Here is a 23,438-nt window from a genome sequence, read left to right as displayed (position 1 = left end):
GTCACCGTCCGACTCGCCGACGAGATCGACATCTCCCGTGGGGACATGATCTGCCGGCCGAACAACGCCCCCACCCCCACCCAGGACGTGGAAGCGATGGTGTGCTGGATGGACGAGACCCGACCGTTGCAGATCGGCGGCCGGTACACCATCAAACACACCACCCGCACCGCCCGCGCCATCGTCCGAGACCTGCACTACCGCCTCGACGTCAACACCCTCCACCGCGACGACACCGCCACCGAGCTGAAACTCAACGAGATCGGCCGCGTCCGACTCCGCACCACCGTGCCCCTGCTCGCCGACGAATACCGCCGCAACCGCACCACCGGCGGCTTCATCATCATCGACGAAGCCACCAACCGCACCGTCGCCGCCGCCATGGTGGTCGAGACCAGCTAGGACCTGCTCCGGGGCGGCCGGCGGTCACCGACCGGGACAGGAGGTGGAGGCGATGGGACGCGGCACCGGGCGGGCGACCCAGGCCGATGTGGCCCGGCTCGCCGGGGTGAGCCAGGCCACCGTGTCGCTGATCCTGAACGGGGGCGAGAACGGCCGCCGCCGGGTGGGCGAGCAGGCCCGACAGCGCGTGCTCGACGCCATCCGGATGACCGGCTACGTCGCCAACCCGGCCGCCCAGCGGCTGGCCGGCGGACGGACGCGGATCGTCGGCGTCTTCACCTACGAGCCGGTCTTTCCGCGCGACAGTCGGGACTTCTACCACCCGTTCCTGATCGGGGTCGAGGCGCAGGCCGAGGCCCTCGGGTGTGACCTGCTCTTCTTCACCAGCACCCCGTCGCCCCAGGGGGGACAGCGGCTGCTCGGTGACGGCTCCCGCCGGCTCGGCATCGCCGACGGCTGCGTGCTGCTCGGCCGCTACGACGACAAGCAGGACCTCGCCGACCTGCTCGACCGGGACTTCCCGTTCGCGTTCATTGGCCGCCGGGAATCGACCGCCGGTCCCGTCCCGTATGTCGGCGCGGACTACCTGACCGCGACCCGGGAGGTGGTCGAGAGGCTGTTCGCCCTCGGCCACGAGCGGGTCGGGTTTCTCGGCGACCTCCGCCGGGACGAGCCGTCGGTGGACCGCGCGCAGGGCTACCACCAGGCGGTACGGGCCGCCGGGCGTCGTCCGGTCGTCCTGGACGGCACCGGGCTGTCCGGAGGAGAGGCGCTCGACCTGCTCGGCGACAACGGTCTCACCGCGGCGGTGATCTGGCCGTCCGGGCTGGCACCGGCGATCCGGGCAGCGGCACTGGCCCGGGGGTTGTCCGTACCCGGTGACCTGTCGCTGGCCCAGCTCGGTGACGCCGAGAGCGAGACGCCCGACGACGTCGAGTGGACCGGTTTCCGGATCCCCCGCGAGGAGATGGGCGCTGCCGCCGTACGACTCCTGTACGAGCAGTTGGTCAGCGCCACCCCACTCACCGTCGACGCGCTCCAGCGGAGCCTGCCCTGCACGGTGCTGACCGGTGCCACCGCCGGTCCGCCGACGGCGTCCGCGCCGGGCTCCTCGCCTCGACCCCCGACCCACTCCGCCGGTTGACCCGGTCGGGTCGGCGGGTCGTCCACGGACCCGGCCCGACCCGTCCCGGGTCCGACGTCGTCAACCCTTCAGGCCGGTGTGCGCGAGGCCCTCGACGAACTGCTTCTGCGCGATCACGAACACCACCAGCACGGGCAGGGCGGTCATCGAGGCGGCGGCGAGCTGGACGTTCCACATCGGCCCGCCGTACACGTCGACGAACTGGGTGAGTGCCTGCGGCAGGGTGAACTTCTCCGGTGAGGAGAGGAAGACTATGGGTTCGAGGTACAGGTTCCAGCTGTGCAGGAAGGTGAAGATCGCCACCGCGCCGAGGGCGGGTCGGGACAGTGGTAGGGCGATCTTCCAGAAGGTGGCGAACCGGCCCAGTCCGTCGATTCGGGCCGCCTCCTCCAGCTCACCGGGAAGGGCGAGGAAGAACTGCCGCATGATGAACGTCGCCAGCACGCTGGGCGCCCCGAGGATCGGCACCAGGATGAGGGGCCAGTGGGTGTCGACCAGGCCCAGCTTGAAGAACATCTGGAACAGCGGCACGATGGTGACCTCGCTCGGGATGAGCAGGCCGGCGAGGACGACCAGGAACAGCAGGTTCTGACCGGGGAACCGGATCCGGGCGAAGGCGTACCCGGCCAGCGCCGACACGGCCAGGGTGCCGACGGTGACCACCAGCGCGATGTAGAGGCTGTTGAGGTACTGCTGCCCGAACGGTTGCAACTCGAACACCCGCTGGTAGGCGTCGAACTTCGGGTTGACCGGCAGCAGTTGCGGCGGGAAGGCGAAGATGTCCGCGACCGGCTTGAGCGATGAGGTGACCATCCACCAGGTCGGGAAGACGAACGGGATCGCCAGGACCATCAGTGCCGCGTAGAGCGCCAGTTTGGTGCGGCGGGACAGCTCACGATTCATGGTGGACCCACCTTTTGCGCATCTGCCACTGGAACACGGTGAGGGCGAGGACGATGCCGAACAGCACGATCGACAGGGTCGCGCCGTAGCCGAAGTGGTGGAACTGGAACGCCTGTTGGTAGAGGTAGTAGACGAGGACCGTGGTGGAGGTGCCCGGTCCGCCCTGGGTGAGCACCGCGATCTGCGCGAAGACCTGGAGCGAGCCGACCACCGTGATGATCGAGGTCAGCAGGATGGTCGGGCTGATCATCGGTACGGTGATCCGCCAGAACTGGCGTAGCCGGCTGGCGCCGTCGACCTCGGCGGCCTCGTACAGGTCGGTCGGTACGCCCTGGAGGGCGGCGAGGAAGAGCACCATGTTCAGGCCGACGTTCTTGAACACCTGGACCACGATGACGGAGATCATCGCGGTGGTCTCGCCGCGTAGCCAGTTCGGCCCGTCCACGCCCATCGTGTCGAGCAGACCGTTGATGCCGCCGTTGTCCTGGAGGAGGAAGCCCCAGACGATGGTCCAGGCGACCAGCGAGACGACCACGGGTGAGAAGAACAGGGTGCGGAACAGGACGGTGCCGCGGAACTTCTGGTTGAGCAGGATGGCGAGCAGCAGCGCCAGGCCGAGGTTGAACACCACCAGCCCGATGGAGAAGAGGCCGGTGGCACGGAGTACCGCACCGAGGTTGGTGTCGTCGGCGAGGGCCGCGTAGTTCTCGGTGCCGACGAAGTCGAACGTGCCGGCCAGCACGTTCCATTCGTGCAGGCTGTACCAGACCACGAGGATCAGCGGCAGGATCACGAAGACGGCGCTGCCGAACAGTTGCGGCGCGATGAACAGGTAACCGGTGAGCTGGTCGCGGCGGCGTCCGGTCCAGTACGGCCGCGCCTGGCCCGGGGCGGGCCGGGCGTCGGCCCGACCCACCCTGGTGTCCGTACGGGTCATGATTCGCCTTACTTCGCGAGCAGCGGCTGGATCTTGGTGCAGACGCCTTCCAGGACCGCCTTGACGTCCGCGTCGGGCTTCCACAGCGGGTCGAGTCCGGCGCGTACCTGCTGGCTCAGTTCGGCCTGGCCGGCGTGGCTGGGCTTGACCACCCCGGTGCTGATGCCGTCGATGACGACCTTCTGCAACTGCTCCGGCTTGAGCTGCGGGTTCGACTTGGCCAGCGTCTCGGCGTTGAGCAGGGACTGCCGCGGCGGCGGGAAGAACTGGGAGAGCTTCGCCGAGTTGGTGGCGTTGGTGAAGAAGGCGAGGAACTTCGCGGCCTGGTCGGCGTTCTTGCTCTGCTTCAGCACTCCGAGGCCGGCCTGGCCGACCACGGCGTAGTTGCCCTTCGGGCCGGCCGGCAGCGGGACCAGGTCCCAGCCGAAACCGTCCGCCTTGAGCAGCGACGCGCGGGAGATCTGGGTGACCGTCATGGCCGCGTCACCGGCGAAGAAGTCGGCGGTGGTGCCCGGGCCGGGCAGCGCCTTGGCGGTGAAGATCGCCTTGTGCAGCATGGTCATCGCGTCGACCATCTCCGGCGCGGCGAAGCCGCAGGACTTGCCGTCGGCGCTCCACGCCTGGGCGCCCCAACCGGTCCAGAAGGTGGAGAGGTTGTCCCAGCCCTTGTAGTCGAAGTCGCGGACCACCAGACCGGCCTTGCCGGTCGCGGTCGCGGTGGCCGCGGCGGACGCCAGAGCGGTGTCCCAGTTCCATTGCCCGGCGGCGATGAGCTCGGCGGGAGTCTTCTGACCGGCCTTCTTCAGCAGGTCGGTGTTGACGAAGACACCGAACGGAGAGGTGGAGAAGGGGTACGCGTACAGCTTCCCGTCGTTCTGCCAGAGCTTGAGGGTGGCCGGCGAGAGGTCGTCGAACTGGTAGCCGTCGGTCTTCTTGAGCGTGTCGTCGAGGGGCAGCAGCGCGCCGGAGGCGACGAAGTCGGGGGCCGAGTTCTCCAGCACCCAGGCCAGGTCGGGTGCGTTCCCGCCGGCGATTTGGGTGGTCAGGGTGGTGGTGTAGTTTTCGAACGGCAGCGGGTCGAAGGTGATGCCGGCGACGTCCGGGTTGGCCTTCTTGAATTCGTCGGCGATCTCGTTGAACATCTTCAGGTGCGCCTCGTTGGCGCTCCAGATCGTCATCCGCAGATTGGCCGGGCCGTTCTTCTCTGCCTGGTCACCGCCACCGCAGGCGGTCAGCGCGAGCACACCGGCCAGTGCCACGGCGGCACCGCGCAGGCCCTTTCCTGTTCTCACAATATTCTCCTCAACCGGGGGTGGTGTCAGTAGCCCGCGATCTGCGGCCAGCGCAGTTCCACGCCGGCCGCCGTGATGCGGTCCTGGAAGTCGGCCAGCAGACGGGGGGTGCTGCGGACCGCGCGCGGAGACTCGCCCCGCGCCAGACAGAAGTCGGCGAGCAGACCGGCGACCTCGCCGACGTTCCACTCGACCGGGTGCAGCCGGTAGCTGCCGTTGGTGATGTGGGTGGTGCCGATGTTCTTGCCGGCCGGCAGCAGGTTCTCCATCCGCTGCGGGATCAGCGCGCCGAGCGGGATCTCGAACGGGCAGGAGCCGACGTCGATGTAGTTGTCGCCACCGGTGGACGGGTGCAGGTCGATGCGGTACATCCCCAGGCCGACCGAGTCCGGGTAGTGCACCGCGCCGTGCTCGCCGCGTACCGCCAGCGACAGGTCCTGCTCGACCACCGTGTACTCGGCCCGGATCCGACGTGACTCCCGGATGTAGGGCGCCTGCGCCAGGCCGTCCCGGCTGCCGGTGATGTCGCCGCGCAGCCGCAGGCCGGGGAAGCCGGTGCCACCGTCCGGCCGGGGCGCCTCGGTCTGCATCCAGTAGAGGACCGAGTACGACAGCTCACGCGCCTTCGACAGGTGCCAGGACGCGTTCGGCACGTCGATGACCGGGCCCTCGAAGTAGTCGATCATCGGCCAGTTGACCAGGGTGATGTCGCTGGCGTACGTGCCCTCGGTGAAGTTGCGCCGGGCGGCGATCCGCCGGAACGTCCAGAGGTTGCCGTCCCCGGCGTTGAGCCGCTGGTCGGCGTTGACCAGCAGCGGGTCGTCGTCCGGGTTCGGGGTGAAGCTCCGTTCGAGGATCTCGAGCGTGCGCGGGTTCGGCGACCGCCAGGAGAGCAGCCGGTCGCCCCAGAAGTCCGGCTTGTAGTCCCGCCAGAAGTCGTACCCGGCCGGGCGGTCGATGGTGTGGTCGCCGTCGACGTGGTCGAGGGCGAAGCAGACCGAGACGGCCTGCATGTTCATCGGCTGCGCCTGTGCCGGTGCGCTCGGCTCACCGGTGTCGGCCCGCGACTCGAAGCCGGTGACGTACTCGGTGCCGGACAGCGGCAGCAGCTCACCGGTCTCCGTGGCGTCCAGGACGTACGGTGCGACGATGTCGATCCGCTCGTCCCGGTCGCGGTGCGCCACGGTCACCCCGACCACCCGGTCCCCGTCGGTCTCCGCCGCGACCGGCCGGTACGGCTGGAGGACGGTCAACCGGCCGGAGCCGCGGTAGGGCGCGAGCATCGCCTCGATGACCGCGACGGCGACCCGGGGCTCGTGGCAGAGCCGACTCACCCAACCGGCTCCGGGGTTCAGGTCCGACCAGGCACGGGACCGCTCGGTCAGCGGGTAGTGCCGACGGTAGTAGTCCCGGATGCCGGTACGCAGGGCCCGGTAGGTGGCCGTGGCGCCGAACTGTTCGATCCAGGAGTGCTCGTCCGGCGGAACGGCCTGGCTGGTGAGTTGCCCGCCGAGCCAGTCGAACTCCTCGGTCAGGATGACGGACCGGCCGGCCCGGGCTGCGGCCAGCGCCGCCGCCACCCCGCCCAACCCGCCACCGACGACGAGGACGTCCGCACGCATCTGTACCACTTGCTTCCTTCCAGTTTCACGGTCACCGCTCAGCCGCGGTCGACCGCCGGATTCGGGGGGCCGAGGGTCTCGCCCTCGACCGGTTCGCAGGGAAGAAGTCGTTGATGGACGCCGCTGGCGGTGCCGTCGACCAGGTCGGCCAGCACCTTCACGGCCTGGCGGCCCATCTCCTCCCGGGGGATGTGGAACCCGGTGAACGCGACGTCGCTGGGCACCGCGACGGTCGGATCGCCGAGGGTCACGATGGAGAGATCGCCGGGGACGGCCAGTCCGCGCCGGCGGGCGGCCAGTTCCAGCGCCACCGCGTAGGCGAAGTCCTCCACGAAGATGACGGTGGCCCGATCGGCGAGCAGGTCGTCGAGGAGCGCGTCGACGTCCTGGCCCGTGCCGGGGATGTGCCGGGCACTCTCCGCTTCGGCGGCGTGCTCCTGGAAGCCGCGGTACCGGTCAGCGGACGATTCGGGGCTCAGCTCCACGCTCAGGTAGGCGAGCCGTCGATGGCCTTGGGCCAGGGACCGCTTGACGAGCTGTCCCACCGCCTCGGCGTAGTCGGCTCCGACGTACGGCACCGGGCCACCGGCGTCGTCCCGACGGCCGACGGCGACGTACGGGAAGCCGTCCGCGTTCAGGCGACGCAGTTCCGTGCCGTCGATCTCCCGACCCAGCAGGATGCATCCGTCGGCCAGGCGGAGCCGGTTGTCCTGGTGGAAGACCCGACGCCGACCGTCGACGACCGGAGCGCTGGTGAAGAGCAGCAGGTCGCAGCCGACCCGTTCGGCGTACTCCTCGATGCCGAGCAGGAACGGGTGGTAGAAGTCGCGGGTACCGCTGGGAAAGGCCGGCTCGTAGGTGAAGACGCCGATGATCCGGTTGAACCGGGAGGCCAGCCGGCGGGCCACCGGGTCGGCGACGTAGCCGGTGTCGGCGATCGCCTGCAGCACCCGGTCCCGGGTCTCCGGAGCGATCCGGACGTCGGCGTCGGCCCGGTTGTTGAGCACCAGCGAGACGGTCGCCTGGCTGACACCAGCCAGGCGGGCAATGTCACGCTGGGTGACGCGTCTCGATGCAGAGGTCACGGGGGTTGGCCTTTCATGGGGGAGCTAATACGCATTAGCGTGGTGCTTGGAGGGAGCTTCACCCCTCGACTGAGTCGCTGTCAAGAGTCAGCCGTTAACTTGCCCGAAACCAAAGTCTCTAGCTAATACGGATTAGTTCGACCTGGGGGGCCGGCCGGCGCGGCCCCCGGCAGATGTCTCGGCGGATCGTGGCACCCGAGGTCACTCCCCGTGATCGGCTGCCCGTGCGGTCCCGGGGCGGGCGTCGGGTCGGCGACGTGCCCGTCCATCCGGTCGGCCCGATCCCGAGCCGCCATCTCGATCGGTCATGCGCATGACTGCGTGATCGCGTGGCGGCGCCCCGGGAGCGAACTTCCGGCATGTTGCGGGCTGCTTCCCCTGGAGTCAACGTCCTAACCAGACGGGCACTACTTGGCCCCGCCCTTGACACCTCCGGGCCGGAAAAGCAAGCTGGTAATGCGTATGACCGCATGGTCGCCGATCCAGCCCCGAGGGCAGGAAAGACTTGCTGATGACCGAACCTCCATCCCCCCGGACAGTCGGCCTCCTGAATGGCCGGACGGGTCTCCTGGTGGGTCTCCTCGTGACCGCGGTGGCCCTGGTTCCGGCGGCCGTCCCCGGCCCGACCGCCGCCGCGGTACCGACCGGCGCGACCTCCGCCGCCGCGCCGCCCGCCTCGGCATCGGCATCGGCCGGAGCCTCGGTCTACCGGACCATGCCGACCGATCCCACCGCGGTCGTCCTCGGCAGCGCGCAGTTTCCGGTGCACGGCGACGGTGTCGGCGACGACACCGCGTCGGTGCAGGCGGCCATCGACGAAGCCTCCCGCCGTGGCGGCGAGAACGGCCTGGGCAACATCGTCGGTGGGGCCCGTGGCGTCACCGTCGGCGACGGCGGCGGTGTGGTCTTCGTGCCCGAGGGCCGCTACCGGTTATCCCGTCGGGTCGACCTGCACGCCTCCGTGCGGCTGATCGGGTTCGGAGCGAAGCGTCCCGAGTTCCACCTCGGCGAGTCGACCCCCGGCTTCCAGGAGGGCAACCAGTCGTTCCTGTTCGTCGCCACCCGCCGGCCGTACCAGCCGGGGACCACGCCGACCTTCGGCAACAACGACACCTTCGGCACCGGACTGGTCAACCTGGACATCCGCATCGGCGCGGGCAACCCGGCCGCCGTCGCGGTGCGGTTCAGCGGCGCACAGATGTTCGTCCTCCAGGATCTCGACATCCACGTCGGCGACGGGTACGCCGGCATCGACCACAACGCCAACCTGATCCAGCGGGTCCGGGTCGACGGGGGCGCCGTGGGCCTGCTGGCGTACGCCGCCTCGCCCGGCTGGCAGACCACCCTGCTCGACACCACCTTCACCGGCCAGCGTGAAGCCGCGATCAGGCTGCACACCGACAGCAAGCTCAGCCTGATCCGCAACCGGTTCGCCGACGCGCCCGCCGGTATCGTCGCCAACCCCGGCCAGACCCAGCGTCTCTACGTCCAGGACTCGGTCTTCGAGAACATCGCCGGTCCGGCGATCACCCTCAACGACAACGAGGCGATCCCGGGCGGCACCGAGCCGGACCTGATCCGCGCCCAGAACCAGCTCAACGTGGTGAACACCGGCGTGACCAGGGCCGGCGCGCTGCTGACCACCGTGCCCAGCGGACGTACCTGGGCCGGGCCCGGCTCGTCCTACCTGGTCCGGGACGCGACGCTCGGCCTGCGCGTGCACGACGCGCTCGGTGCCGACGAGCGACGTCAGGCCGGGGTGGTGGTCTCGGCCGTGCCTGCCGCGCCACCGAGCTTCAAGCGGCTGCTCACCTCGGACATCCCGCTGCCGCCGGCCACCGACAGCTGGGTGAACCTGGCCGAGTACGCCGCCGCCCGTGGCGTCACCGTCGGCACCGGCACCCGCGACGACCACGCCATCTTCCAGCAGGCTGTCGACAGGTACGACACGGTGTACGTGCCGATGGGCCAGTACCTGATCGGGGACACGCTGCGGCTGCGTCCGAAGAGCAACCTGATCGGCCTGCACCCCCGGCAGACCTGGCTGAAGCTGCCCGACGGCTCGCCCGCGTTCAGCGACCCCGACCGGCCGAAGGCGATGATCGAGACCCCGCGCGGGGGGACGAACCACGTCACCGGCCTCGGCCTCGACTCCGCCCAGCAGACCCCGGGCGCGGTGCAGGTGCTCTGGCGGTCCGGCGCGCGCAGTCACCTCGCCGACACCCTGACCCAGTTCGTCAAGTGGCACCCCGAGCAGACCCAGCCCGGTGATCCGAGCGCCGGCGACCCGGGCTACCAGTACCGGGGCAGGCACAAGTACAACTTCTGGGTGCAGGGCGGTGGCGGCACCTTCGTCAACCTGTGGAGCGTCGCCGGCTGGGCCGACAACGGTTTCCTCGTCGAGGACACCTCGGTCCGGGGCCGGGTGTACGAGGTCTCCGTCGAGCACCACGAGCACCGTGAGGTGGTGCTGCGCCGGGTGCGCAACTGGGAGTTCCACGCCCTGCAGACCGAGGACCACATCTACGGCTGGCGGTCGCAGGCCGTCGAGTTGGACGACGTGCACGACGTGCTCTTCGGCAACACGGTCTTCTTCCGCGTCGCCACGGTGCTCGGGCCCTACCCGTACGCCGTCGGAATACGGAACAGCAGCGGCATCGTGATTCGTGGTACGCGCGGCTACCGCCCGGACAACACGGCCAACACCCGCTGGGGCGCCACCATCGCCGACGTGGTGACCGGACGCACCGTCGGCGAACTGGAGGTGGCCTACCTCGGGGTGGGCGTGCGGAACGAGGTGCCCGAGCCGGCCGGCGTGTACGCCGCGCCGGACGACGCGGGGATCAGTGTCGTACCCGGACACTCGGGCAGCACCACCGTGCGGCTGCGCAACGACGGTCCGGGGACGCTCACCCGCCTGGCGGTCGGTGTCCGGGCCCCGACCGGGTGGCAGGCGCAGGCGTCGCTCGACACGTCGACGCTGCGCGCCGGCCGTACCGCCACGGCCACGGTCGACGTACGGGTACCCGAGGACGCGGAGAGCGACGGCGTCGTGGCGCTGACCCTGACGTACACCCGGGGAGGGCAGCGGCAGGAGATCCCGCTGACCCTGCCGGTCCGGGCCGGAGGCGGGAACCTGGCCCAGGGTGCCACGGTGACGGCCAGCTCGACGCTGTCCACGAACGTCGCCGGCAACGCCGTCGACGGGAACCGGACCGGCGGCCGGTGGATCTCCGGCTCGGCCGACCCGTCCCCGACGCTCACCATCGACCTGGGGCAGCCGGCTGACCTGCACCGGCTCGTCCTCTACAGCGGTGTCGCCGGCTCGGACAGCCTCCGGGTACGGGCCTTCCGGGTCGACGCCCTGGTCGGCGGGGTCTGGACGCCGATCGGCGCCGTGGCGCAGAACTCCGCCAGCCCGGTCCGGCTCGATCTGGGTGACGCGCCGCGCGGCATCCAGCGGGTACGGGTGTCGTTCACCGAGCCCAGCCCGACCGACGGACTGGCCCGGGTGTTCGAGGTGGAGATCTACGGCACGCGGTGACCTACGGGCACTTTCCCGTTCCTGTGACTCAGAGGCGGGTGGCTCCCGGGGCGGGAAGTACCGTGACGTGACCCGGGGCGGCGAAGCCGCGCTCGGCGTACGCCTCCGTGACGGCGGCGGCGACCGCGTCGACCGAGGCGGCCTCCGCCAGCGCCAGGACACAGCCACCGAAGCCGCCGCCGGTCATCCGCGCGCCGAGCGCCCCGGCGGCCAGCGCCGTCTCGACCGCGAGGTCGATCTCCGGCACGGTGATCGCGAAGTCGTCCCGCATGGAGGCGTGCGAGGCGGTCAGCAGTGGCCCGATCTCGCGTACCCGGCCGGCGCGGAGCAGCGCGACGGTGTCGAGGACCCGCTGGTTCTCGGTCACCACGTGCCGCACCCGCCGCCGGGTCTCGTCATCACCGAGCCGCTCCAGCGCGGTCGCCAGCCCGTCGACGGGGACGTCCCGCAGGGCGGGCACCCCGAGCAACTCGGCCGCCAGCTCGCAGGACCTCCGACGGGCCGCGTACTCGCCGTCGGCGTGCCGGTGCGGGGCCCGGCTGTCGACGACCAGCATGGCCAGGCCGGCGGCGTCGAGGTCGAACGGGATGTGCTCGACCTCCTCGGTGCGGCAGTCGAGGAAGAGCGCGTGCCCGGCCCGGCAGCGGATCACGGCGGACTGGTCCATGATCCCGGTCGGCGCGCCGACGTAGGCGTTCTCGGCCCGCTGGGCGAGCCGGGGCCGCTGCTCGGCCGGAACGTCCAGCCCGCCGAGGTCGACCAGGGCGGCCAGCACCGCGGCCTCCAGCGCGGCCGAGGAGGAGAGGCCGGAGCCGAGCGGTACGTCACTGGCGACCGCGAGCCGTGCGCCCGGTACGGCGTGTCCGGCCTCGCGCAGCGCCCAGACCACCCCGGCGACGTACGCCCCCCAGCCGGTGACCCGGCCCGGGGTGAGATCGTCGACGGTGAACCGCACCGGTTCGTCGGTGAGTTCCGAGCAGACCGTCCAGACCTCGTCGGGCTCCGGGGCGGCGGCCACCACCGTCCGCAGGGACAGGGCGAAGGGGAGCACGAAACCGTCGTTGTAGTCGGTGTGTTCGCCGATCAGGTTGGCCCGGCCGGGAGCCGCCCAGCGGCCGGCCGGCTCGGCGGCGTACCGCTGCCGGAAGCCGGCGGTGGCGCGGTCGGCGACGTCACCGGGGGCGAGGTGGTCGGCGGTGCCACGGGTCGGGACCTCGCCGGGAGCGCGGTCGGTGACCCCACCGGCGGCGTGCCCGGTCACGACCGCTCCAGGACGTGCGCGCGGTAGAACGCCCAGGCGTCGCCGACCATGTCACGCAGGGTCGGCTTCTCCGGCACCCAGTCGAGTTCCGCGCGGGCCAGCCGGGACGAGGCGACCAGCTCGGCCGGGTCGCCCTCGCGGCGCGGGGCGATCTCGACCGGGACCCGGTGCCCGGTGACCTCGCGGACCACCTCGACGACCTGCCGGTTGGTGAAGCCGTTGCCGTTGCCGAGGTTGTAGATCCGGTGCTGGCCGGGGGTCGCCGCGTCCAGGGCGAGCAGGTGGGCGCGGGCGAGGTCCTCGACGTGGATGTAGTCGCGGACGCAGGTGCCGTCGACGGTGGGGTAGTCGTCTCCGAAGAGCTGGAGCTTCTCGCGGCGGCCGGCGGCGACCTCCAGCGCGATCGGGATCAGGTGGGTCTCCGGGTCGTGCCGCTCGCCGATGGCCAGGTCCCCCCGGAGGTACGCCCCGGCGACGTTGAAGTAGCGCAGCGAGACCGCCGCCAGGTCGTGTCCGATCGCCTCGGAGGTCAGCGCCATGTCGACGGCGAGCTTGGTCGCGCCGTACGTGTTGGTGGGGGCCTTGACCGCCGTCTCCGGGATGGGCAGCTCGACCGGGTTGCCGTAGACGGCGGCGGTGGAGGAGAAGACCAGGCGCGGCACCCCGGCGGCGCGGACGGCGTCGATCAGCGCCAGCGAGCCGACGGTGTTGGTGTGCCAGTACAGCTCCGGCCGCACCATGGACTCGCCGGCGGCGATCAACGCGGCGAAGTGCAGCACCCCGTCGAATCCGGCCTGAGGGGTGAGCACGCTGGCGGCCTCGTGCACCGGGACCTCGACGTGGGTCGCCTCGGGGGCGAGCGCCTCGCGGTGACCGGTGCGCAGGTCGTCGAGGACGACCACCTCGTGCCCGGCGTCCAGCAGCATCCGGGTCACCACGCTGCCGATGTAGCCGGCCCCACCGGTGACGAGCAGTTTCACGTCGGCCCCTTCCTGACCGGCCACCTGTGGCGGCCGTCCCGTAGCTCACCCTACGGCCGCCGGTCGCAGCCGACTCGAGTGCCGCCGGGGACATTCCACCATAACCTGTCAGGATCGAACAGAGCCGAACATGGAGGATTTGGCGAGGGCTCCGGTGTCTACCATCTCTGGTATGCGGGAGACGGGCGGTTCCCGGCCCCGGCGGCGACGGCCGGGGCAGCCAGGACGATCGGGGCGGCCACGAGCCGAACCCGGCCCGGTGGCACGGGCCGTGGCCGGGGTCGTGGTCCGTGCCGCCGACGGGGCGACCCGGCTGGTGACCCACCTGCTGGGCGCGGGTCCCGCCGCCGGCCGGGAGCGGATCAGCGAAGCGGACCTGCGCGACCTGGTCGCCGCGAACACCGTCCTCGACGCGGACGAGCGCCGGATCATCGACGAGGTGCTGGTGGCCGGGGCGAGCCTGGTCCGCGAGGTGATGATGCCCCGCACCGAGGTGGTCTTCCTCTCGGCGCGGCTCACCGTCGCCGAGGCCGCCGAGCTGGCCCGTACCGCGACGCACACCCGCTACCCGGTGGTCGACGGCACCCACGACGACGTGGTCGGTTTCGTGCACCTGCGCGACCTGCTGCTCCGGCCCGACCCGGACCCGGATCCCCGGGCCACCGTCGGCGAGCTGACCCGCGAGGTGAAGCGCCTTCCCGGCAGCAAGCGGGTGCTGGCGGCGCTGACCGAGATGCGCCGGGAGCGGCACCACCTCGCGGTGGTGGTCGACGAGTACGGCGGCACCGCCGGCATCGTCACCCTGGAGGACCTGATCGAGGAGCTGATCGGGGAGATCCACGACGAGTACGACAACGACCCCGACCCGGTGCACGCCGGCCTTCCCGCCGTGGTGGACGGTCGGCTGAACCTCGCCGACTTTGCCGAGCGCACCGGGGTGGTGCTGCCCACCGGTCCGTACGAGACGGTCGGCGGGCACGTGATGGCGGCCCTGGGCCGGCTGCCGGTCGTCGGTGACGAGGTGTCGGTGACCGCCGAGCCCCGCCAGCGCTCCGCCGGTGGCGCGACCCGCTCCCCGGCCGTCGCCACGGCCGGCCGGGTCGTCGCGGAACCGGCTTCGGCGGCCGGCTGGTCGCTGCGGGTGCTCGCGCTGGAAGGGCGCCGGGTGGCCCGGGTGGCGGTCGCGGTGGCCCGCCCCGCCGAACCACGTCGCCCGATGCCGGCCACCCCCGCCCGACCGGTCACCTCCGGCGGGCGACTCGCCTCCCCGGCTCCCGTGGGCCCGGACGCCCCGGCCGCCGACGGGAGGGTCGACGAGGCCGGACCGGCGGCGGTCGGGGGACGACCGCCGGCCGCCGTGGCGGGAAAGCCGAACACCGGCCCGTCATGACGTACGCCGGGTGGTGCTGACAGAATTGCCGGCATGTCCGACGTGCCTGCCCGCCCCCGCGTCCTCTCCGGCATCCAGCCGACGGCCGACTCGTTCCACCTCGGCAACTACCTGGGCGCGGTACGGCACTGGGTGGCCCTCCAGGACACCCACGACGCCTTCTACTGCGTCGTCGACCTGCACGCCATCACCGCCGGGCACGACGCGAAGACGCTGCGCCAGCGCAGCCGGACGGCCGCCGCGCAGCTGCTCGCCGTCGGGCTGGACCCGGAGCGCTGCGCGCTGTTCGTCCAGTCCCAGGTGCCCGAGCACGCCCAGCTGGCCTGGATCCTCTCCTGCGTCACCGGGTTCGGCGAGGCCAGCCGGATGACCCAGTTCAAGGACAAGTCGCAGAAGCAGGGCAGCGACCGGGCCAGCGTGGGCCTCTTCACGTACCCGATCCTCCAGGCCGCCGACATCCTGCTCTACCAGGCGGACGCGGTGCCGGTCGGCGAGGACCAGCGTCAGCACCTGGAACTCACCCGGGACCTGGCCCAGCGCTTCAACACCAGCTTCGGCCGGACGTTCACCGTGCCGGCGGCGCACATCGTCCGGGACACCGCGAAGATCACCGACCTCCAGGACCCGACCGCGAAGATGTCGAAGTCGTCGTCCTCGCCGGCCGGCATCATCAACCTCCTGGAGGAACCGGCCCGCTCGGCCAAGAAGATCCGCTCGGCGGTCACCGACACCGGCCGGGAGATCGTCTTCGACGCCGAGGCCAAGCCGGGCATCACCAACCTGCTGACCATCTACTCGGCGCTGACCGGCCGGAGCATCGACGACCTGGTCGCCGCGTACGCCGGCAAGGGTTACGGCGACCTCAAGAAGGACCTCGGCGAGGTGGTGGTGGAGTTCGTCCGGCCGGTGCAGGAGCGCACCCGCAGCTACCTGGACGACCCCGCCCAGCTCGACAAGCTGCTCGCGCGGGGGGCCGAGAAGGCCCGTGCGGTCGCGGCCCGGACACTGGCGGCGGCGTACGAACGGGTCGGGTTCTTCCCGCCGGTACGCGTCGGGTGACGTCGGTGCCATGACGTCGACGGTGGACGGGTCAGCGACCGGAGGGATGGCGCGGGGCGTGGATCGCAGGGGCGTAACGGCAGGCACGGCCGCGACCACCCAGATCGGCGTGGCGGTGGACATTCCGGAGCCGTGGGGTTCCCACCTCACCCGTCGGCGGGCGGAGGCGGGTGACCCGCTGGCGGCCCACATCCCCGCGCACGTGACACTGCTCGGGCCCACCGAGATCCCGGTCGACGCCATGCCGGTCGTGGAGGAGCACCTGGCCGCGGTGGCCGCCGCGCACCTGCCGTTCAGCCTGCACCTGCGGGGCACCGGCACCTTCCGTCCGGTGACCCAGGTGGTCTTCGTCGCGGTGGCCGCCGGGATCAGCGAGTGCGAGCTGCTCGCCGAGGCGATCAGCGCCGCCCCCGAACTGCACCGGGAGACCCGTTTCCCGTACCACCCGCACGTGACGGTCGCCCAGGACGTCGCGCCGGAGGCCTTGGACCGGGTCTACGAGGATCTGGCCGACTTTTCCGCCATCTTCGAGGTGGAGGCCTTCACCCTCTTCTCGCACTCCGGCCAGATCCGCTGGCAACCCCGCCGCGACTTCCGCCTGGGCCCCTGACCGGCGCGCTGCCGTGGGCGGTGTTGTGAATCTTGGACAGTTTCCGTCGTATGCCAGCGGAAACTGTCCAAGATTGCGGGCTCCGGGTCCCGTCAGCGCGGGGTGAGGCGGCGGGCGCAGGGTCCGTCGTGGTGGACGCGGAGCAGGCAGCGCCGGCCGTCGGGCATCCTCGCGTCACAGAAGACCCGATGCCGTACGCCCTGCTCGTCCTCGTGGGAAACGGTGGTCTCGCCCGGGTCGGTGTACGGCAGGACGCGCGCCCAGCGGGCGAGGACCCGGGCGAGGCGGACCGCGCCGGGCAGGTCGCTGGCGATCACCGGTAGGTGGATGACGAAACGGTCGGGCATCAGCAGTAACTCTGTTCGTCGACCCGGGGCGCGTACTGCGACTGCCACCGCCGTAGCGCCTCCTTGATCCGGCTGGTCTCCTGTTGACTACGGTCCAGCAGCTCGTAGGCGGTGGCCAGGTCGTCGGCGACCCGGTCGAGGAAGTCGTGAACCTCGTCCGGGTCAAGCCCGCGCCGCCACCGGCGGGCCAGCGAGAACCGCCGCCCCCGCACCTGCCACGGCCCCAGCGGCGCGCAGACCGCCGACCGGTACAGGCCGCCACCGGGCCTGGCCTCGCTCTCGGGCCGGTGGTGCCGACCACCGCACGACCGCCACCGCCGCTGCACCAACACTCGCATACCCCGCTGCCTCTCTTCCGACCGAACGACGTGGAAGGGGTGGCCCACCCGCCCGCCGCGCACGGGCGGACCACCCCGCCCTGCCGGCCGCAGCCATGATCGGCAGTACGACAGCAGAGCTGACTCTTGAGGGTGTCTACCCCACTAGACATCCGAGGCTGACTTGTGTTCAAGGACGTCTAGGGGGGTAGACGCAACGATACGAAGGGTATGGTGAGTCGTCAAGGGGGCTAGACGCTCTTACGTCGACCGCGAGAGGCGATATGCCAGGCGAAGTGGACAGGATCGCTGCGATAGGCGATCCATTCGAACTGCTACGGGAAGCCACGGTCCGCATGGCGGCAGCTCAGGAAGAGGTGACCGAGCTTGCCCGCCTGCGCCGGAAGGTCATCCAGGAGCTGCACGACTCGGGCGTGTCGTATGCCCAGATCGCGCAACGCGTGGGGCTCACCCGGGGTCGCATTCACCAGATCCGCCATGGTGGTCCCGCTCCCGAGGGCGCCTTCTTCGGATCGGGTCGCCTGGTCGTCGCTACGCCGCTGAAGGAAGAGGCGGTCAGAGGCCGGCCCGTCGTCGCCATCGAGGACGTTGCCGCAGCACAACGGCTCGGCGAGCTTGCGCGGAGTCTGGGACTGGAGTCCTCGTTCGAGCACATCCCGGCCGGTGGAGCGATCGACCTCAACCGGCCGAACCTGGTGGTGATCTGCGGGCCCCGCATCTCCGAGTCCGTCGCCCAGGTGCTTGCCCAGGACCCGGTCCTGCAGTTCGAGCGCGTCAAAGAGGGCCCGTGGACACTCGTCGACCGGGAGACCGGCGCTGTCTACCGCTCCGGGCAGGACCAAGATCCACCGGTTGCCTCGGACGTCGCTTACCTCGGTCGGCTACCACGGCCCGACGGACGTGGCTCACTGATCGTCCTGACGGGTATCCACCCGGCCGGCTCACTCGGCGTGATCCACCTGATCTGCATGCAACTCACCGAACTCTTTGCCCAGGTCGGCACGGCCAACTTCTCCGTACTGATCGGCACGGAGTACGAACCGGAAACGAACGAGCCCCGCGAGGTCACGATCCTCACACCGTTCTACCGGCTGCCGGAAGGCTGAGCATGCAGGTCACCATGGCGACCAGTCCTGCCCGGCACGACCAGCCCAACGAGGACTTCGTCGGCGCGGTCCCGAACGCCGTCGTGCTGCTCGACGGCGCAGGTGTGTCGGGCACGACATCGACCTGTTCGCACGGCGTCGCCTGGTACACCCGCCGTCTCGGTGGCGCGTTGCTCTCCCGGTTGGCCGCCGACGACCACGACCTCACCGCTCTCCTGGCCGATGCCATCACCCAGGTGGCCGACAGCCACCGGCACACCTGTGACGTCCACGATCCGAGCAGCCCGTCCGCAACCGTCGTCATCTTCCGGGTCGTCGGCGACCGTGCCGACCACCTGGTCCTCGCAGACTCCGTTCTCGTTGTCGAGCAGGACGAGGGCACGCCCCTCGTCATCACCGACGACCGTGAGGCGGAAGTCGGCCGTCACTACCGGGCCGCCATGGATGCGGCGGACAACGACACCCCAGAACACCACCAGGCCCGCCGGGAGTACATCGAGGCCATGCGCGGCCACCGGAACCAGCCCGGCGGATTCTGGGTCGCCGCCGACGATCCGCAAGCGGCTGCCCAGGCGCTGACCGGGAGCCTGCCCACCCACGGCGTTGCCTCCGTGACCCTGCTGAGTGACGGAGCCAGCCGACTCGTCGATCGGTTCCGGCTCGCGGACTGGCCCGGAGCCCTCGCGCTACTCGCCACAGCGGGTCCGACCGAGGTCATCCGGAGGGTTCGTGACGCGGAAACCAGCGACCCGCGCGGCGCGAAATGGCCACGTGGAAAAACCTTCGACGACGCCACTCTCGCGTACTGCGTCGGACTCGACCAAGGGGTGCGGTGACGAATCTCGGGATGGGGTGATTGACGCGGCTCGCCGTACCGGAGGGCGGCGGGGACATGGATCGGCGAGGATGACCGGGTGAACGTGTTCGGGCGGATCGAGGCCGGGGCCAACCGGCGGATCACGTTGGCGCGCCGACGGTCCCGGCTGTTCGACCACGTCTGGCGAGCCGGGGTGCGCTACAACGACGTGCTTGCCGGACGGCTCGCCGCGGCCATCGCCTACTACGGGTTCTTCGCGGCCTTCGCCCTCGCCCTGATCGGGTACGCGGTCTTCGGGGCGGTCGTCGAGGACAACCGCGAGGTCAGTGCGTCGGCGGCCGGCTTCCTCCGGGAGAACCTGCCCTTCCTCGACCCGGTGCAGATCGCCGACAGCAGCGGCCGGGTCGGCGTGATCGGTCTGGTCCTGCTGGCCCTCACCGGCATCGGCTGGGTCGAGGCGATCCGGTCCTCGCAGCGGCTGATCTACGGCCTCAACGAGCAGCCGGGCAACCTGGTGGTCCGCCGCCTGGTGGACCTCGGCATCCTGGTCGCGCTCTTCGTGCTGCTCGGGGTGTCGGTGGCCGCCGTCGATGCGCTGGAGTCCCTGCTGCGCTTCCTGCTGCGCAGCACCGGCTCGGTGGGGCTGACCACGGTGAGCGCGCTGCTCAGCGTCCTGGTCAACCTGGTGCTGGCGACCGCCTTCCTGGTGCTGGTTCCCCGGCTGCGGATGAGCCGGGGGCGGCTGCGGCCGGTGGTGCTGGTGGTCGCCGTGGGCATCACCCTGCTCAACACGGTCGGCCGGTACTACGTGGTCCGCACCGAGCGGAACCCCGCGTACACGGTGGTGGCCGGCGCGGTCGGGCTGCTGCTCTACCTCTACCTGCTCAACCAACTGGTGCTCTTCGGCGCGGCGCTCGCCGCGACCAGCCGGACCGGGCAGGTGCTCGACATGGCGGACGGCGGCCGGCCGGTCGCCCCGGTCGGCGGCCCGACACCGGAGCCCCCGGAGCGTCCCGCACCCGCGACCGGTTGACGTACGCGGCAATTAGCGTGAATCCGGCTCGCCAATCCGGCGCGGGGACCATGATGGGCGCGTGGGCGCACTCGTGACGTTGGACCTGCCGGACGACTCGCCGATGCTCGGCCTGCCGTGGATCATCACGTTCGGCCCGCTCGGCGACGCCGAGGAGTGGGAGCCGGTGGTCTGCGGGCCGTACGAGCGTCCGCACGCGTTGGCCCTGGCCGAGTCGGTGGTCGCCGACGAACAGTTGATGGCGGTGGTCGAACCGCTGCTGCCGGCGGTCTCCGCGGACGAGATCCGGGGCGAGATCACCTCGGCGCGGATCGCGGCCGAGGACGAGACCGCCCAGGTCGAGGAGGCCGACCTGTACGGCGACTTCGAGGACACCATCGACGAGGAGCTGGAGGAGGCGGCGGCCCGGGAGCCGTACGGCGAGCCGCGTACCCCGCCGACCGAGGAGCAGTTGCGGGCCGGGTTCCGACGGATCGCCGCCCGGCTGACCGGCCCGCCGGACTGAAGCCCGCCCCGGACGGACACCGGCGCCCCGGGGAACGTTCCCCGGGGCGCCGGTGCCCTCACCCCCCACCACAAGGGGTCGTCAGCCCCAGTCGCCCGCCGGCGCGAAGCTCGACGAACGACCAGGTGAGTTCAGGTCTACCCGACCAGGTGCCGCTCGAACCACACTGCGGCGTCGATCGGCAGGAGATGCCCGTCACCCTCCTCGGCGAGCGGCGCGCTGGCGACCATCGGGGTGCCGTACCCGGTGACCCGCGCCGGGGCACCGCTGAGGTTGACCACGCAGGTCAGCTCGACGTCGCCGGCCGAGCGGCTGAACGCCAGCACTCCGGGGTCGGTCTCCCGCCAGGTGATCCCGCCGTCGCCCAGGGCCAGCGCGGGGTGCTCGTGCCGGATCCGCAGCGCGGTGCGGTAGAGCTCCAGGGTCGAGTCGGGCACGCCGGTCTGGGCGGCGACCGAGAGGGCGGCCCAGGTGGCGGGGGCCGGCAGCCAGCTCAGTTCGCTGCCCTCCGGGCCGAAGCCGTACGGGGCGAGCTGGCCGCTCCACGGGATCGGCACCCGGCAGCCGTCCCGGCTCTCCCCGGTCCGCAGGAACGACGGGTCCTGCCGCAGCTCGTCCGGGAGGTCGAGCACCTCCGGCAGGCCCAGTTCCTCGCCCTGGTAGATGTACGCGCAGCCGGGCAGGGCGAGCATCAGCAGGGTGGCGGCGCGGGCCCGGCGCAGGCCGACCTCGCCGTCGCCGTAGCGGGTGACGTGCCGCTTCTTGTCGTGGTTGGAGAGCACCCAGGTGGTCGGCGCGCCGACGATGGTCGACTCGGCCAGGGCGGTGTCAATGACCTTGCGGAACGAGTCGGCCGACCAGGTCGCGTCCAGGAAGTCGAAGCTGAACGCCTGGTGCAGCTCGTCCGGGCCGATGTAGCGGGCGAGCCGCTGCGGGGTCTCCGCCCACGCCTCGGCCACCGCCATCCGGCCGCCCGGGTAGCTGTCCAGGATCGGCCGCCAGGACCGGTAGATGTCGTGCACCTCGTCCTGGTCGAAGTAGGGGAGCCGGCCCTTGCCGAGCAGCTCCACCTGCCGCTGGCCGGTGGTCATGGTGCTGAACCCGACGTCCGGCAGCCCCTCCTCCTTGATCATGCCGTGTGCCACGTCGATCCGGAATCCGTCCACGCCCCGGTCGAGCCAGAACCGCAGGACGTCCTCGAACTCGGCGCGGACCTCGGGGTGCCGCCAGTTCAGGTCGGGCTGGGCCGGGTCGAACAGGTGCAGGTACCACTGGCCGTCGGGGACCCGGGTCCAGGCCGGGCCGCCGAAGATGCTCTCCCAGTCGTTGGGGGGCTCCTCGCCGGTCGCCCCCCGGCCGTCGGCGAAGAGGTACCGCTCCCGCTCCGGGGAGCCGGGGCCGGCGGCGAGGGCGGCCTGGAACCAGGCGTGCGCGTCGGAGGTGTGGTTCGGCACCAGGTCCACGATGATCCGCAGGCCGAGGGCGTGCGCGTCGGTGATCATGTTGTCGAAGTCGGCCAGGTTGCCGAACATCGGGTCGACGTCGCGGTAGTCGGCCACGTCGTAGCCGCCGTCGACCATCGGTGAGGTGTAGAAGGGGGTCAGCCAGAGCGCGTCCACGCCCAGGTCCCGCAGGTAGGGCAGGCGTTCCCGGATGCCCTGGAGGTCGCCCACGCCGTCGGCGTTCGAGTCGGCGAAACTGCGGACGTAGACCTGGTAGACGACCGCGGAGCGCCACCAGTCGAGGTCGGTGGCAAACGGCGTCGGGTGGGTGGCGGTCACGGTGGCGTACCCCGTTCTGTGGCGCGGGACGGCGACGCACCCGCACGGAGTCGGTGCGGGCGCGGGTGTGGGTGCAGAATGCCGTCCCGGCGCTGCAAGAGTCAAGCAGGACTTGCGCAAGAAATGTCGTCAGTCACCGGCGCTCCGGAGCGCGCCGGTCCCCGGCCGGTGCCCCTCAGGCCGGCACGGCCAGCGCCGGCGGCACCGGGCGCTGCCGGGTCGGGGCCGGTCCGGGCCGGGTCGTGCCGGCCGGGGCGACCGCAGTGGAGCCCCGGACCACCAGCTCCGGGCGGAAGAGGTACTCCGAGTGCGGAGCCCCGTGTCCGTTGATCTCGTCGACCAGAGCCCGGACGGCGGCGACCGACATCGCCACCACCGGCTGCCGCATCGTGGTCAGCGGCGGGTCGGTGAAGGCCATCAGCGGGGAGTCGTCGTACCCGACCACGGAGAGGTCCTCCGGGACGGAGAGACCGCGTTGCCGGGCGGCCCGGATCGCGCCCAGCGCCATCAGGTCGGAGCCGCAGACGATGCCGGTCACGCCCCGGTCGAGCAGCCGGGTGGCGGCGGCCTCGCCGCCCTCCACGCCGAACAGGGAGAGCTCGGCCAGCGGCTCCAGCTCGGTCTCGTCCAGGTCGACCAGGCGCCGCATGGCGGCCTTGTAGCCGGCGACCCGGCGCTGCACGGGCACGAACCGGTCCGGGCCGGTGATCAGGCCGATCCGTCGGTGCCCGAGGGCGAACAGGTGGGCCACGGCCAGCTCGGTGGCCTCGCGGTCGTCGCAGGAGACGAAGGGCGCCGCGATGCCGGGCGCGAAACCGTTGATCATCACGATCGGCAGCGGCCGGCCGATCAGCGCGCGGTACCGGTCGTGGTTGGCGGCGGTGTCGGCGTGCAGGCCGGAGACGAAGACGATCCCGGAGACCTGGCGGTCCAGCAGCATCTCGACGTACTCGTCCTCGGTGACCCCGCCGGGGGTCTGGGTGCACAGCACCGGGGTGAAGCCGCTCTGCGCCAGGGTGGACTCGATGGTCTGGGCGAAGGCGGGGAAGATGGGGTTGTCCAGCTCGGGCACGACCAGCCCGACCAGCCCGGCGCTGCGTTTGCGCAGCCGGGCGGGGCGCTCGTAACCGAGCACGTCGAGGGCGGTGAGCACGGCCTGCCGGGTCTCGGGGGCCACGCCGGGGCGGTCGTTGAGCACCCGCGACACCGTGGCCTCGCTGACTTCGGCCTGTTGGGCGATGTCGGATAGTCGAGCGCGCATGGGCCGCACTTTAGCTCAACC

The 23,438-nt window shown here is 71.2% G+C and carries 19 protein-coding genes and 2 pseudogenes; 10 read left to right on the top strand and 11 right to left on the bottom strand.

The features are described from left to right. Positions 1 to 402 (top strand): annotated as a pseudogene (locus ACIBJE_RS13355) (sulfate adenylyltransferase); the annotation flags it as partial. 52 nt (positions 403 to 454) lie between these two features. Beyond that, positions 455 to 1,546 (top strand): LacI family DNA-binding transcriptional regulator, encoded by a 1,092-nt coding sequence (locus ACIBJE_RS13350; RefSeq protein ID WP_396747618.1) that lies wholly within the window; start codon positions 455 to 457, stop codon positions 1,544 to 1,546. Positions 1,547 to 1,606: 60 nt separating this feature from the next. Here ACIBJE_RS13350 and ACIBJE_RS13345 read toward each other — a convergent pair whose 3' ends face one another. Genes ACIBJE_RS13345 through ACIBJE_RS13325 form a run of 5 tightly spaced genes read right to left on the bottom strand, consistent with a single transcriptional unit; the run spans position 1,607 to position 7,385 of the window. Beyond that, the gene (locus tag ACIBJE_RS13345) at positions 1,607 to 2,449 is read right to left on the bottom strand and encodes a carbohydrate ABC transporter permease (RefSeq protein ID WP_396747615.1); all 843 of its coding nucleotides are present in this window, start codon (positions 2,447 to 2,449) and stop codon (positions 1,607 to 1,609) included. Then, complete coding sequence (locus ACIBJE_RS13340; RefSeq protein ID WP_396747612.1) at positions 2,439 to 3,386, bottom strand: carbohydrate ABC transporter permease; 948 nt, start codon at positions 3,384 to 3,386, stop codon at positions 2,439 to 2,441. Before ACIBJE_RS13340 ends, ACIBJE_RS13345 begins: the two co-directional genes overlap by 11 nt. Positions 3,387 to 3,394: 8 nt before the next feature. Continuing rightward, positions 3,395 to 4,678 carry an ABC transporter substrate-binding protein gene (locus ACIBJE_RS13335; protein ID WP_396747609.1) on the bottom strand — a complete coding sequence of 428 codons (1,284 nt, stop codon included), beginning with the start codon at positions 4,676 to 4,678 and terminating at the stop codon, positions 3,395 to 3,397. A gap of 26 nt (positions 4,679 to 4,704) precedes the next feature. After that, a complete protein-coding gene (locus ACIBJE_RS13330; RefSeq protein WP_396747607.1) occupies positions 4,705 to 6,300 on the bottom strand; it encodes an FAD-dependent oxidoreductase in 1,596 nt (531 codons plus the stop codon). Between the two features lie 38 nt (positions 6,301 to 6,338). Continuing rightward, on the bottom strand, positions 6,339 to 7,385 hold the full coding sequence (locus tag ACIBJE_RS13325) for a LacI family DNA-binding transcriptional regulator (protein WP_396747604.1): 1,047 nt from the start codon (positions 7,383 to 7,385) through the stop codon (positions 6,339 to 6,341). 571 nt (positions 7,386 to 7,956) lie between these two features. Here ACIBJE_RS13325 and ACIBJE_RS13320 point away from each other — a divergent pair. Then, the gene (locus tag ACIBJE_RS13320; protein WP_396747601.1) at positions 7,957 to 10,929 is read left to right on the top strand and encodes a glycosyl hydrolase family 28-related protein; all 2,973 of its coding nucleotides are present in this window, start codon (positions 7,957 to 7,959) and stop codon (positions 10,927 to 10,929) included. A 28-nt stretch (positions 10,930 to 10,957) separates the two neighbouring features. Here ACIBJE_RS13320 and galK read toward each other — a convergent pair whose 3' ends face one another. Together galK and galE are read right to left on the bottom strand one after the other, a co-directional pair. Then, positions 10,958 to 12,190, bottom strand: coding sequence for a galactokinase (galK, locus tag ACIBJE_RS13315; RefSeq protein ID WP_396747597.1), 1,233 nt, complete (start codon positions 12,188 to 12,190; stop codon positions 10,958 to 10,960). Continuing rightward, positions 12,187 to 13,170, bottom strand: a complete 984-nt coding sequence (gene galE / locus ACIBJE_RS13310) for a UDP-glucose 4-epimerase GalE (RefSeq protein ID WP_396747594.1) — start codon at positions 13,168 to 13,170, stop codon at positions 12,187 to 12,189. Before galE ends, galK begins: the two co-directional genes overlap by 4 nt. 172 nt (positions 13,171 to 13,342) lie before the next feature. Here galE and ACIBJE_RS13305 point away from each other — a divergent pair. The 3 genes and pseudogenes from ACIBJE_RS13305 to ACIBJE_RS13295 form a co-directional block, all read left to right on the top strand. Continuing rightward, positions 13,343 to 14,443, top strand: a pseudogene (locus ACIBJE_RS13305) (hemolysin family protein); the annotation flags it as partial. 150 nt (positions 14,444 to 14,593) lie between these two features. Then, positions 14,594 to 15,619: a tryptophan--tRNA ligase gene (gene trpS, locus ACIBJE_RS13300; protein ID WP_396747587.1), complete on the top strand. Its 1,026-nt coding sequence runs from the start codon at positions 14,594 to 14,596 to the stop codon at positions 15,617 to 15,619. Between the two features lie 10 nt (positions 15,620 to 15,629). Next, positions 15,630 to 16,229 carry a 2'-5' RNA ligase family protein gene (locus ACIBJE_RS13295; protein ID WP_396747584.1) on the top strand — a complete coding sequence of 200 codons (600 nt, stop codon included), beginning with the start codon at positions 15,630 to 15,632 and terminating at the stop codon, positions 16,227 to 16,229. Positions 16,230 to 16,321: 92 nt separating this feature from the next. Here ACIBJE_RS13295 and ACIBJE_RS13290 read toward each other — a convergent pair whose 3' ends face one another. Both ACIBJE_RS13290 and ACIBJE_RS13285 read right to left on the bottom strand, forming a co-directional pair. Next, positions 16,322 to 16,576: a hypothetical protein gene (locus ACIBJE_RS13290; protein ID WP_396747581.1), complete on the bottom strand. Its 255-nt coding sequence runs from the start codon at positions 16,574 to 16,576 to the stop codon at positions 16,322 to 16,324. Then, positions 16,576 to 16,914, bottom strand: coding sequence for a DivIVA domain-containing protein (locus ACIBJE_RS13285; protein WP_396747578.1), 339 nt, complete (start codon positions 16,912 to 16,914; stop codon positions 16,576 to 16,578). The genes ACIBJE_RS13290 and ACIBJE_RS13285 overlap by 1 nt, the downstream gene beginning before the upstream one ends. A gap of 275 nt (positions 16,915 to 17,189) precedes the next feature. Between ACIBJE_RS13285 and ACIBJE_RS13280 the strand changes: the two genes are divergently transcribed. From ACIBJE_RS13280 to ACIBJE_RS13265, 4 genes are all read left to right on the top strand, one after another. Then, positions 17,190 to 18,020, top strand: a complete 831-nt coding sequence (locus ACIBJE_RS13280) for a sigma-70 family RNA polymerase sigma factor (protein WP_396747575.1) — start codon at positions 17,190 to 17,192, stop codon at positions 18,018 to 18,020. Between the two features lie 2 nt (positions 18,021 to 18,022). After that, positions 18,023 to 18,856 carry a protein phosphatase 2C domain-containing protein gene (locus ACIBJE_RS13275; protein WP_396747572.1) on the top strand — a complete coding sequence of 278 codons (834 nt, stop codon included), beginning with the start codon at positions 18,023 to 18,025 and terminating at the stop codon, positions 18,854 to 18,856. 78 nt (positions 18,857 to 18,934) lie between these two features. Further along, positions 18,935 to 19,870 (top strand): YihY/virulence factor BrkB family protein, encoded by a 936-nt coding sequence (locus tag ACIBJE_RS13270; RefSeq protein ID WP_396747569.1) that lies wholly within the window; start codon positions 18,935 to 18,937, stop codon positions 19,868 to 19,870. A 61-nt stretch (positions 19,871 to 19,931) separates the two neighbouring features. Continuing rightward, the gene (locus ACIBJE_RS13265; RefSeq protein WP_396747566.1) at positions 19,932 to 20,375 is read left to right on the top strand and encodes a hypothetical protein; all 444 of its coding nucleotides are present in this window, start codon (positions 19,932 to 19,934) and stop codon (positions 20,373 to 20,375) included. A gap of 137 nt (positions 20,376 to 20,512) precedes the next feature. On the opposite strand, the gene ACIBJE_RS13260 is transcribed toward ACIBJE_RS13265, so the two are convergent. Continuing rightward, positions 20,513 to 22,156, bottom strand: a complete 1,644-nt coding sequence (locus ACIBJE_RS13260) for a glycoside hydrolase family 13 protein (RefSeq protein WP_396747564.1) — start codon at positions 22,154 to 22,156, stop codon at positions 20,513 to 20,515. 175 nt (positions 22,157 to 22,331) lie between these two features. After that, entirely contained in the window at positions 22,332 to 23,417 is a 1,086-nt protein-coding gene (locus tag ACIBJE_RS13255) for a LacI family DNA-binding transcriptional regulator (RefSeq protein ID WP_396747561.1), read from the bottom strand. Between the last annotated feature and the right edge of the window lie 21 nt (positions 23,418 to 23,438).

The organism is Micromonospora sp. NPDC050187 (genome assembly GCF_044459745.1).
Lineage (GTDB): Bacteria > Actinomycetota > Actinomycetes > Mycobacteriales > Micromonosporaceae > Micromonospora.
This window is presented reverse-complemented; position numbering and strand designations above follow the sequence as displayed.

Bases quoted from the DNA above. Each gene is read 5' to 3' on its own strand.
- trpS (WP_396747587.1), top strand. From the start codon at position 14,594: ATGTCCGACGTGCCTGCCCGCCCCCGCGTCCTCTCCGGCATCCAGCCG.
- ACIBJE_RS13340 (WP_396747612.1), bottom strand. From the start codon at position 3,386: ATGACCCGTACGGACACCAGGGTGGGTCGGGCCGACGCCCGGCCCGCC.
- ACIBJE_RS13295 (WP_396747584.1), top strand. From the start codon at position 15,630: ATGACGTCGACGGTGGACGGGTCAGCGACCGGAGGGATGGCGCGGGGC.
- ACIBJE_RS13350 (WP_396747618.1), top strand. From the start codon at position 455: ATGGGACGCGGCACCGGGCGGGCGACCCAGGCCGATGTGGCCCGGCTC.
- ACIBJE_RS13275 (WP_396747572.1), top strand. From the start codon at position 18,023: ATGCAGGTCACCATGGCGACCAGTCCTGCCCGGCACGACCAGCCCAAC.
- ACIBJE_RS13255 (WP_396747561.1), bottom strand. From the start codon at position 23,417: ATGCGCGCTCGACTATCCGACATCGCCCAACAGGCCGAAGTCAGCGAG.
- ACIBJE_RS13345 (WP_396747615.1), bottom strand. From the start codon at position 2,449: ATGAATCGTGAGCTGTCCCGCCGCACCAAACTGGCGCTCTACGCGGCA.
- ACIBJE_RS13285 (WP_396747578.1), bottom strand. From the start codon at position 16,914: ATGCGAGTGTTGGTGCAGCGGCGGTGGCGGTCGTGCGGTGGTCGGCAC.
- ACIBJE_RS13330 (WP_396747607.1), bottom strand. From the start codon at position 6,300: ATGCGTGCGGACGTCCTCGTCGTCGGTGGCGGGTTGGGCGGGGTGGCG.
- ACIBJE_RS13290 (WP_396747581.1), bottom strand. From the start codon at position 16,576: ATGCCCGACCGTTTCGTCATCCACCTACCGGTGATCGCCAGCGACCTG.